The sequence below is a fragment of the Acinetobacter sp. HR7 genome (assembly GCF_000773685.1).
Lineage (GTDB): Bacteria > Pseudomonadota > Gammaproteobacteria > Pseudomonadales > Moraxellaceae > Acinetobacter > Acinetobacter thermotolerans.
Map to the genome: position 1 here is coordinate 1 of NZ_JPQO01000144.1, position 11,004 is coordinate 11,004.

An 11,004-nucleotide genomic window follows, 5' to 3' on the forward strand; every position below is an offset into this window, starting at 1 on the left:
ATTTCATCGAACTCAGGTTAATCTAAGTAACTTACCGCTGCTTGACCAACGATTAAAACGTTTGAAAATAGAGTTGGAATGACCAAAACAAGAAGGAATATCTCGCCACGGACAGCCTGTTCTAATTCTATAGAGAATAGCTTCAATAAAATTGCGTAAATTTGAGTTGTGGTGAATGGATAAATTGCGCAGAATAACTTTCAACTTTTGCCAGTGTTGATCTGTCAGCATGGTACGAGGCATAGCGAATAGTAAAATTGGGTTTGGTGATTTGATTTTACTACTTCGCTATTTTTTTAAGCTAAAAGTGTCAACACACCCTAAAATAAATTATCTAATAATTATGAGTTTTGTGAGGCTTTAGGCTTCTCATGTATAGGGAAGCCCTCTGGGTTTATATAGGAACAGTTCATTTAGCCTGTTGGGCAACTTGTTGATATAGGTCCAATGTCTGATTACACATATCTTCCAGACTGAACATGGTTACAGGTGCAACTTCTTGTGGTGAGTCGATATGCGTTTGTACAGTTTTATATAGGCTTTCCTGATCATCGACTTTAATCAAGCCTTGTGGATACAGATGTGACAGGATTTCTGCGACACCACCACGGTTCCAGCCGATTACGGGTGTGCCGACTGAAAGAGCCTCAAGGGCAGTCCGTCCAAAGGTTTCAGCTTGGTTCGACAAAGACAGAACCACATCACTGAAAGCCAGCCATTCCCGGATGTCAGAACGGTGGCCGACAAAAGTGATATGTTCACTTAAACCTTTATTCTGAATGGTTTCTTCCAGCTCTTTCAGATAGGTGGCTTTTTTCGGATCTGCACCACCAACTACGACGGCATGCGCCTGCGGATATTTAGCAAGCAATTTTTCAATCAAGTTAATCAGGGTTTCATGGCCTTTTAGCCGGGTAATACGCCCAGGCAAGCAAATCAGGAATTTGTTTTCCAGTTCAGGAAAATCTTTAAAGGACTGGTTGATCCACTGGGCAGAAGGCTGGTAGCCATGCGGAAAAGCCTGCGGGTCAATGCCGCGGTAAATACGCACAATATCTTGTGGGGGACAGTTTTTATAATTATCCGTAATGTATTTCACCACACTGTCGGAAACGGCAATGACTTTTTCTGCCTGAGTCATGATCTGGCTATAACGGTTAATCGAATAGAAACCATGCACCGTACTAATCAGATGGGGACGTTTGTGTGCTGGTATGCCTTTGAGGGCGAAATGGGTCAGCCAGGCAGGTACACGGGAACGTACATGCACAATGTCTGGCTGATGTTGTTCGATCAGTCGACGTAGTGGACGAATCTGCCAAAGACTGGATAATGCTTTTTTATGGATCGGCAAAGTTAAATGGGTCGAACCTTCAGCTTCCAGCTGAGCCACCAGTCGGCCTCCATTGGAGATAACTAGCGACTCATGTCCAGCAGCCACCAGTGCCCGGGCAATTTCTAGTGTTCCACGTTCCACACCACCGCTATTCAGTTCAGGCAAAAGCTGCATCACTTTCATGTTTATTTCCTTGTGTTTGTGGATCAGTAAATAGATTCATAACCCTCTGGGCGGGTCTTAAAGCGGCGGTGGAACCACATATATTGGGTTGGTGCGATTCGTAATTGACGCTCAATAATCTGATTCACGCGAGTTGCATCATCCAGTTCATCTTCGCTTGGCAGGTTTTCCACAGGTGGCTCAATCAACACATGGTATTTCGGATCTTTGATATCCCCATGACGGTAGAAATACAGTGGAATCGCAGCGGCTTTGGTCATTTTCAGTAAACGACGGTGTGCAGTTACCGTCGCAGCCGGAACACCAAAGAAGGGCGCCATGATCCCTTGCTTGAGACCAAAATCCTGATCCGGACTGTACCAGATCGCATGCCCATTTTTTAGGTTACGCACCAGACCACGCATATCATCATGATCAATTTGATTTGCATAAATCGTGGCACGGCAGCGATAAATCAGCATATCTAGTAGGGGATTATTCTGCGGACGATAGACCACGTCTGGTTCAAAATATTGTGAACAGAGATAACCACCAGCATCTAATAGGGTGGAGTGCGTTCCAAGCAATAAAACACCTTTACCCTCAGCTTGTGCTTGCTGGATATATTGTAAACCTTCAATCGTGACACGACCTTTAAACCATTTTGGGGTGTACCAGGCATTCAGGGTTTCAAAAATCCCCGTCATCTGATCAATAAACACCTGACGGGCATTTTCCTGAACCTCCTGTTCAGACCATTCCGGAAAGCAGACTTCCAGATTACGTACAGTAGTTTTACGACGGGATTTTAAATATTTAAAACACAGGTTACCGATGATCTGTGCCAGTCGGTACTGGATTGCCCACGGTAAAATAGCCAGAATCATCAGGAATACAATGCCAATCCAGATACCCCAATACTGTGGAGACAGGAAAGACCATTGAAATTCACCGGGTTGGTAATCTGGCTTTTTACTCATAATATGCTGTTTAAACCTAAAGATAGCTGCAGTGTAGCAGAAGACGATTTTGAAATAAAAAAGCGAAAATAAAAAAGCACCTGTACGGATACAGATGCTTAAGTAGAGGGCGGTTGAAAAAACTAACCGGTGGTCATATTTTCCAGCTCATCCCAGCGCTCCAGTTTTTCCAGTAATAGCTCTTCAATTTCAGCCAGACGCTGGGACGCTTTGGTTGCTGCATCAGCATCAGTGACAAACCATGAACCATCCGCCAGTTTATCAGAAAGTTTAGCCTGTTCATTTTCCAGCGCTTCGATTTCTGCAGGCAGCTGTTCCAGTTCACGTTGATCTTTGTAGCTGAGTTTTTTCTTTGGTGTTGCTGGCGCGGGTGCAGCAGCGGCTTCCGCTTTGGCTTGGGCTTTTTTCACCGCTGCTTTCTGGTCGACGACGGTCTGATCGGGGCGTTGCAATAGATAATCCTGATAGCCGCCTACATATTCATCAATATGGCCTTTACCGTCAAAGACCCAAGTTGAAGTCACCACATTGTCCATAAAGGCACGGTCATGCGAGATCAGCAGCAGGGTGCCTTTGTATTCAGACAGCATTTCTTCGAGCAGCTCAAGGGTCACCATATCCAGATCGTTGGTCGGTTCGTCCATCACGATCAGATTCGATGGTTTCAGCAACAGTTTTGCCAGCAGGATACGGTTACGTTCACCACCCGATAAAGCCTTAACCGGGGTACGGGCACGCTCTGGCGAGAACAGGAAGTCCTGTAAATAGCTATAGATGTGACGACGCTGACCGTTAATATCAACATGGTCTGAACCTTCAGCCACGTTATCTTTCACGGATTTTTCCAGATCAAGCACATTGCGTAGCTGGTCAAAGTAGGCAATTTCTAATTGGGTACCGGTTTTTACCTTGCCACCATGCTCGATTTCTCCCAGAATGGCTTTAATCAGTGTAGTTTTACCCACACCATTATCGCCAACTAGACCGATACGATCGCCACGCATCACCAGTGCAGAGAAATCTTTAATGATAGGCGGATTGTCACCAAACTTGACACTGAGATGTTCAATTTCAAACACTAATTTACCGGAACGCTGTGCTTCCTGAGTGGCCATGCTGACTTTGCCTTGCTGGAAGCGACGGGCTTTGGATTCTTCACGCAGCGCTTTTAACGCGCGGACACGGCCTTCATTACGGGTACGACGTGCCTTGATGCCTTGGCGAATCCAGGCTTCTTCTTCAGCCAGTTTCTTGTCAAACAAGGCATTCTGCTTTTCTTCTGCTTCCATCTGCTGCTGTTTCAGTTTCAGATAGCGTGAATAGTTGCCTTCATAACTACGCAGAATACCGCGATCGAGTTCCACGATACGGGTGGCGATGCTATCCACAAAGGCACGGTCATGCGAAATAAATAGCAGGGTCAGGTTATTTTGGTCGAGCAGAAATTTTTCCAGCCATTCGATACTTTCCACATCCAGATGGTTGGTTGGTTCATCCAGCAGCAGTACATCTGGCTGGCTGAGCAGGGCACGTGCCAATAACACACGACGCTTACGACCACCGGATAAATCAGCCAGATCCGCTTCTGGATCCAGTCCCATTTTACTGAGGATAGAATTCACTTTGGTTTCTAAAGCCCAGCCATCCAGTTGGTCCATTTGATGTTGCAAATGTCCCATGCGGTCACAGGCTTCCATATCACCGAGTACACAGGCATCACTCGCGGCATGGTAATCTCGAAGTACCTGAGCGGCCTCACCGGCACCTTCTGCGACAATGTCCGCCACTTTGCCCGAATCCATCGGCACATCTTGGGCTAACATTGAGATTGTGATGCCATTTTGTAAAGAAACTTCACCGCTGTCAGGGAGGAGACTTCCTTCGATCAATTTAAGTAGGGTAGACTTACCTTCACCATTACGGCCAATTAAACACACTCGTTCACCGCGTTCCAAACTGAAGTTTGCGCCGTCGAGCAGTGCGGGGCCGCCAAATGCAAGGTGGACATCCCGTAGGGTAATATATGCCATAATGGTTTCCTGGAATCCTAGATGAGGACTTAAAATGACTAAACAACAAAATCGAAATGATCAGGCGTCATTTTCCGCACCCATTGAAGATTTGCAAGTCCGAATTGCATTTTTGGATGATTTAGTTGAACAGCTCAACCAGCAAGTATCTAGGCAGAACCTGGAAATTGCAGATCTTCATAAGCAGATGAAGCTGCTGTATCAACGCATCGAAGAAGCAGATTTGTCTGAGGGTGTTGCGGCATTTGATCCGATTGAAAATCGTCCACCTCATTATTAATGAAAGACTTAGTTTGCTGAAAACCCTCCTCGTGAGGGTTTTCGCTTTTATAGGACATAATTTAGTCAATTCGGCAAGATGCATCCGATGAAGCCGCGTACATTTAAAATCATTTGACCTTTAGGATTCATGCTAATCTAATAGCGTTCTCTCCCGTTTTTGACTTCAGATTGTTTTTCCCATGTCTCCGAAAGTTGTTTTACTCGACCTTGAAAATAATTTCCCGACAGCCAGTCTGTTGCGAGATATCACCAAGCATTTTTCTACCCTGTATCTGTTCAGTTGTGCTGGTAAGTTTGAATTTGAACTGATCGATCTGACCGAGTTTGCAGAATGGATTGCCACCGGGCAAATCGTGATTCTGGATACGCCAAAGGCAGAGCAGCGTGAATATGAATATGCGGTGGTAGTGGGCCAGTTGATGGCGCTGCTGGAAGAGGGAACGCATGTTGAACTGATTTCAGCCATGGACAGCAGTGAAATGCTGATGCAGATGCTGATCGGTTCCAATATCAGCTGCAGTCTGATTCAGGTACAGGCCGAAGCAGAATCTGAAAATAAGCCAGCGAGCAAATTCAAGCTACCAAGTATCGAAACCATTCAGAAAAAACCGGCTTTGCAGTTAGTGAAAAAATACTGTGACGCCTTGGCGAAAATGACAGGCAAACCAACCACGCTGGAAACCCTGAAAAATTCGATGATGAATATCTTGCAGGTGGTGCCGGAAAAGGCGCAGCATCTGGTGGGTATGCTGATTAATCTCAAGATCGTCAAGCGTTATGAAGATCAGATTGCCTTCCGTAAAAAAATCCTTAAACAGTGGTCGCAACTGGATCTCAACGCTGGTAAAAATACACCACGTGATCTGAGTCAGGCGATTGCAGAGCTGAGTTTTAACCAGCCTGAAACTGAGGAAGAGCAGAAACCGACAGTTCAGTCAGCACAACAAGCCTTGTTCCGCAACTTTTCCCGGATTGATCATGTGCAGCTGGAAGTGGCGCGTAAGTTACGTGAACTGCAGGCGGACAAACCGAAAGATATTTATGAATTGCGTGATCTGCTGGAAGAACTGTTCCCGAAATCCGATGTACGTCTGTTGCTCAAGGAACTGATTGAAAAAGGTTATATTTACTGGAATGGCCACGAAGTGTTATATAGTCATGAAATGTCTTTAAATTAGAAGAATTTCATGAGGGGCTATGAAGAAAATTTTATTACTGGATATTGAGAACGTACATAAAAATGGTGAGAAAATTAGCCAGTATCTTCAGCAGTATTCCAAAATTTATATTGCTTATGCTAATCCTCAGATCAAGTTCAACTTGGATGAACTGAATGCACTAGCCCCATTTGTGGTTGAAAAGCGTTTAAAACTCCTGAAAATGCCAAAAAGTGGACCGAACTCAGCTGATTTCGGTCTTTTTTTTTGGCGGGTCAATTGTCAGTCAAAGAACAAAAGAAAAAGGCTATTTTTGATGTGATGTCGAATGACCGTTCGATGAAATACATTGTCGATTTGCTGACTTTAAATGGTTTTCAGGCCCGAGTGGTGAAGCAGAAAAAAGTGGAAGTTGCTACGACTGAGCCGGCTTTATCCGCAGTAAATGAACCCTCACAAAACCTCCAACCTTTTACCTTGAAATATTGTGAAAATTTACTCAAAGCTAATTTTAGCCGGCCAGCGAAAGTCGATTCATTGCTGAATTCGATTAAAGCGAGTCTGAAGCTAGAAGATCAGGAAGCCAGCATTGTGATCGAAAGTATGCGCCGCTCCAAAATCATCCAGATTGAAAATAAGAAAGTGATTTATGAAAATAATTTGATCGAAAAGTACCTTAAAATTTCCGCCTAATATTCTGCTGTTTTTACTTGAGCTGATCGGCATTTACTTGAATTTATAAGCGGACACTTGCCTTTTATATTGTGCTTATGCAACTCTAATAATAGAACATAAAGGTTGAGCTATGGAAAATACAGGAATCTGGGTCGCCGTCGTTATCATCGTATTTGTACTGGGGTCTATTTTTGGTCTGCGTGTCAGTCCGCGAGAAAAGGCTTTGGGCATCATGCGTGAGAAAGCACGTAAGATGGGGTTGCATCCACGTCTGGTGGCTGCGCCTGACTGGACCAAAGTGCCGATGGCAACGGAAAAACGTGCCAGCATGGTGGCCTATTACAGTGTGCTGATTCCAGAAGCTCGTCTGCCATTGATGCGTGCCTGTGTGGTCGAACAGAAATTGCAGGTTGTCGAAGGGGATGAGAAATTTAAAGATTTTCCCATTGCATTAAAGGGCATTTATGCTATTGATATGCAGGCAAACTGTGTTGGACTGTATTGGGATGAAGAATCTGACTTAAAAGCAACCCAGCTCGACGACATCAAGGCACTTTTACACACCTTGGCTGAACTTTAATTTTTTAGAATATACAGGATTAACGGTTAATTATGGCGAATGCTCCTCGGTCCACATCAAAAAGCAGCACAGCGAAGTCTTCTGAGGCTGGAAGTAAGCGTGCCTTGGTGATTGTGGAGTCGCCTGCAAAAGCGAAAACAATCAACAAATATCTCGGTCCGAATTACATCGTGAAATCATCGGTGGGTCACGTCCGTGACTTGCCGACAGGTGGTTCTGCTAAAACGGCCGAGAAAAAGCCAGCGACGCGAACCAAGCTGACTGAAGCGGAAAAAGCGGAAAAATCACAGCAGGCGTTGATTAACCGTATGGGCGTCGACCCGGAACATGGCTGGAAAGCCAAATACGAAGTGCTTCCGGGCAAAGAAAACGTTGTTTCTGAACTGAAAAAACTGGCATCGCAGGTCGATGAAGTCTACCTGGCAACGGATTTGGACCGTGAAGGGGAAGCAATTGCCTGGCACTTAAAAGAAGTGATTGGCGGCGATGATTCACGTTACCAGCGTGTAGTCTTTAACGAAATTACCAAAAATGCCATTCAGGAAGCGTTCAAGCATCCAACCCGTCTGGATACCAACAAGGTCAACGCGCAGCAGGCACGCCGCTTCCTGGACCGTGTTGTTGGCTTCATGATCTCGCCATTGCTGTGGGAAAAAATTGCGCGTGGTCTGTCTGCTGGTCGTGTGCAGTCGGTTGCAGTGAAACTGGTAGTGGAACGTGAACGTGAAATCCGCAAGTTTATTCCTGAAGAATACTGGCAGGTGTTTGCTGATACCAAAGCCAAAAAAGATGATATTCGCTTAGAAGCGGTTAAGCAGAATGGCAAGACTTTAAAACTGCACAACAAAGCGGAAACGGATGCTTTACTGGATGTGCTGAAAGCTGCGGAATATAAAGTCATCAGCCGTGAGGACAAACCCACTAAGGTCAATCCAAGCGCGCCGTATATCACTTCGACTCTGCAACAAGCCGCAAGTACGCGTCTTGGTTTCTCGGTGAAGAAAACCATGATGCTGGCACAGCGTCTGTATGAAGCAGGTTTCATTACCTATATGCGTACCGACTCGACCTTCCTGAGCGATGATGCAGTCAATATGGTGCGTGGCCATATTGAAATGGAATATGGCGAGAAATATTTACCAGCCAAGCCTAACCGTTATGGCAATAAGGCCGGTGCACAGGAAGCCCACGAAGCGATACGTCCGTCTAATGTGGCATTGAAAGGGGATAGCCTACAGGGTGTAGAACGTGATGCACAGCGTCTGTATGACCTGATCTGGCGCCAGTTTGTGGCCTGTCAGATGACACCAGCAGAATATCTGTCCTCTACCATTCTGGTTGATGCCAATGGTGTCGAATTAAAAGCCAAAGGCCGCACCTTGGTATTTGATGGTTTCACCAAAGTTCGTGGTCAGAACAAGTCTGATGATGATGTACTGTTACCGGCAGTGAAAGTCGGCGAAGTGCTGAAACTGGAAAAACTTGATCCATCGCAACACTTCACCAAACCACCAGCACGTTTTACCGAAGCATCACTGGTCAAAGAACTTGAGAAAAAAGGTATTGGTCGTCCTTCAACTTATGCTGCGATTATCTCGACCATTCAGGATCGTGGTTATGTGAAACTGGAAAACCGTCGTCTCTTTGCCGAGAAGATGGGTGAGATTGTCACCGACCGTCTGGATGAAAGTTTCAATAACCTGATGAACTATGACTTTACCGCAGACCTTGAAGGTCAGCTGGATAAAGTGGCAGATGGTGAACGTAACTGGAAAGAGCTGCTGGACAGCTTCTACGGTGATTTCAAACATCGTCTGACTACGGCACAGGGTGAGAACGGCATGCGCCGCAACCAGCCGGTAGAAGTCGATGCAGTGCATTGTAAAGAATGTGACCGCCCAATGCAGATCCGTACCGGTACTACCGGAGTGTTCTTGGGCTGTTCAGGTTATAACCTGCCGCCAAAAGAGCGTTGTAAGGGTACTCTGAACCTGACCCCGGTTGAATCACTCGCTGTCCTATCTGATGATGATGCAGCAGAAACTGCTGACTTGATGTCGAAAAAACGTTGTCCAGTTTGCGGAACTGCTATGGACAGCTATGTGATTGATGGTGGCCGTAAACTGCATATCTGCGGGAATAACCCAGACTGCGCTGGTTATGATCTGGAAGAAGGCGAGTTCAAGATCAAGGGTTATGACGGCCCAACCATCCCATGTGATAAATGTGATGGGGAAATGCAGCTGAAGACAGGCCGTTTTGGTCCATACTTTGCCTGCACGAGCTGTGATAATACCCGTAAAGTCTTGAAAAATGGTCAGCCTGCGCCTCCGCGTGTTGATCCAATCAAGATGGAACACCTGCGCTCAACCAAGCATGATGATTACTTTGTCCTGCGTGATGGTGCTGCCGGTCTATTCTTGGCAGCCAGTAAGTTCCCGAAAGTACGTGAAACCCGTGCGCCGAAAGTTGCTGAATTGCGTACTGTAGCCGATCAGCTGGATCCAAAATATCAGTTCCTGTTACAGGCGCCAGATACTGATCCAGATGGAAACCCGACTTTGGTGAAATTCAGCCGTAAGAACCAGGCACAATATATCGGTTCGGAAACGTCTGAAGGTAAGCAAACCAAATGGTCCATGATCTATAAAGATGGAAAATGGGTGGAAGCCTAAGTTTTAAAATCAAAAAATGTCGACTCCGGTCGGCATTTTTTATGGATAATACAAATGAATAAAAACAACAAGTCAAGTTGATCTGAACGTATGTGGAAAAAAATCCGAATCCTGATTCTGCTGCTGATTTTATTTGTAGTCGCCGTGAATGCTTATCGGGATCAAAATCAGGACTGGTCCAAACCGGTCTTTGTGCTCTTGCATCCAATTAATGCCGATGGTTCAGCAATAACCCAGCAATATATCCAGCAGCTGTCTGCTGAAGACTTGAATGGGGCACGAGAATACTTGGAAAAAGCAGCACAGCAATACCGTGGACAGCCGACCTATTTTTATTTCAATCTTGGCCGTGAACTAAAACAATTACCACCGAAAGTGCCGGAGCAGGCTTCGATTTTAGATACTATTTTCTGGAGTCTAAAATTCCGCTTCTATGCCTGGCAACAGCAGCAAAGCTCAGACCCATCAGCCAATGTCACGTTATACCTAAATTATTACGATCCAGCCCGGAACAAGGTGTTGAAGCATTCCACGGCTTTGCAAAAAGGCCGGATTGGTTCGGTCAATCTGTTTGCATCGAAAAAACAGACTGAACAGAACAAGATTGTGCTGGTGCATGAATTGCTGCATGCCTTTGGTGCCAGTGATAAATATGATTTGAGTACAGGACAGCCGATCTATCCAGCAGGTTATGCTTTCCCGAATCAGCAGCCTTTATTTCCACAAGCCAAAGCCGAGCTGATGGCAGGCCATATTCCAATTTCACCAACCAGCAGCAAAATGCCGGAGTCTTTAGAATATACATTGATTAATGAAACTACTGCTCTAGAATTAGGTTGGAAATAGTTATTTTTTTAGGGGATATTTTGGAAATAGATAATAAAAAATTAGCGGTTTTAATCGATGCAGATAATTCATCTGCTGCACTCGTAGAACCTCTGTTAGAAGAAATTGCCAAATATGGTATTGCTAGTGTTAAAAGAATTTATGGTGATTGGAGTAGTGATTATCTAAAGAGTTGGCGTGATGTTCTTTTGCCCCATGCCATAATTCCTGTACAGCAATTTGCTTATACTACAGTGAACCGTACCGGGTTTGTCGGAGATTTTTTTATTTAAGTTAGGCCA

Annotated in this window: 10 protein-coding genes and 2 pseudogenes; 8 read left to right on the forward strand and 4 right to left on the reverse strand. The window is 45.2% G+C overall.

Annotated features, from left to right (window positions below):
- Positions 1–18 precede the first annotated feature (18 nt).
- The 4 genes and pseudogenes from GW12_RS15395 to GW12_RS06380 all read right to left on the reverse strand — a co-directional run.
- A pseudogene (locus tag GW12_RS15395) lies at positions 19–243 on the reverse strand (transposase); the annotation flags it as partial.
- Between the two features lie 166 nt (positions 244–409).
- Complete coding sequence (locus GW12_RS06370) at positions 410–1,519, reverse strand: glycosyltransferase family 4 protein (protein WP_034585086.1); 1,110 nt, start codon at positions 1,517–1,519, stop codon at positions 410–412.
- 23 nt (positions 1,520–1,542) lie between these two features.
- On the reverse strand, positions 1,543–2,478 hold the full coding sequence (lpxL, locus tag GW12_RS06375; protein WP_034585088.1) for an LpxL/LpxP family Kdo(2)-lipid IV(A) lauroyl/palmitoleoyl acyltransferase: 936 nt from the start codon (positions 2,476–2,478) through the stop codon (positions 1,543–1,545).
- Positions 2,479–2,600: 122 nt separating this feature from the next.
- Positions 2,601–4,508, reverse strand: coding sequence for an ATP-binding cassette domain-containing protein (locus tag GW12_RS06380; protein WP_034585090.1), 1,908 nt, complete (start codon positions 4,506–4,508; stop codon positions 2,601–2,603).
- Positions 4,509–4,542: 34 nt separating this feature from the next.
- On the opposite strand from GW12_RS06380, the gene GW12_RS06385 reads away from it, so the two are divergent.
- From GW12_RS06385 to GW12_RS06415, 8 genes and pseudogenes are all read left to right on the forward strand, one after another.
- Positions 4,543–4,788, forward strand: a complete 246-nt coding sequence (locus GW12_RS06385) for a SlyX family protein (protein ID WP_034585093.1) — start codon at positions 4,543–4,545, stop codon at positions 4,786–4,788.
- Positions 4,789–4,969: 181 nt separating this feature from the next.
- Complete coding sequence (locus GW12_RS06390; protein WP_034585097.1) at positions 4,970–5,968, forward strand: hypothetical protein; 999 nt, start codon at positions 4,970–4,972, stop codon at positions 5,966–5,968.
- A 19-nt stretch (positions 5,969–5,987) separates the two neighbouring features.
- Positions 5,988–6,269: a PIN domain-containing protein gene (locus tag GW12_RS15195; protein ID WP_052127892.1), complete on the forward strand. Its 282-nt coding sequence runs from the start codon at positions 5,988–5,990 to the stop codon at positions 6,267–6,269.
- Positions 6,227–6,640 (forward strand): hypothetical protein, encoded by a 414-nt coding sequence (locus GW12_RS15200; protein ID WP_152598539.1) that lies wholly within the window; start codon positions 6,227–6,229, stop codon positions 6,638–6,640. The genes GW12_RS15195 and GW12_RS15200 overlap by 43 nt, the downstream gene beginning before the upstream one ends.
- A gap of 112 nt (positions 6,641–6,752) precedes the next feature.
- A complete protein-coding gene (locus GW12_RS06400) occupies positions 6,753–7,202 on the forward strand; it encodes an ammonium transporter (protein ID WP_034585101.1) in 450 nt (149 codons plus the stop codon).
- Positions 7,203–7,234: 32 nt separating this feature from the next.
- Complete coding sequence (gene topA / locus GW12_RS06405) at positions 7,235–9,877, forward strand: type I DNA topoisomerase (protein WP_034585104.1); 2,643 nt, start codon at positions 7,235–7,237, stop codon at positions 9,875–9,877.
- 90 nt (positions 9,878–9,967) lie between these two features.
- Positions 9,968–10,723 carry a hypothetical protein gene (locus GW12_RS06410; protein ID WP_034585107.1) on the forward strand — a complete coding sequence of 252 codons (756 nt, stop codon included), beginning with the start codon at positions 9,968–9,970 and terminating at the stop codon, positions 10,721–10,723.
- Positions 10,724–10,743: 20 nt separating this feature from the next.
- Positions 10,744–10,953: pseudogene (locus GW12_RS06415) on the forward strand (NYN domain-containing protein); the annotation flags it as partial.
- Between the last annotated feature and the right edge of the window lie 51 nt (positions 10,954–11,004).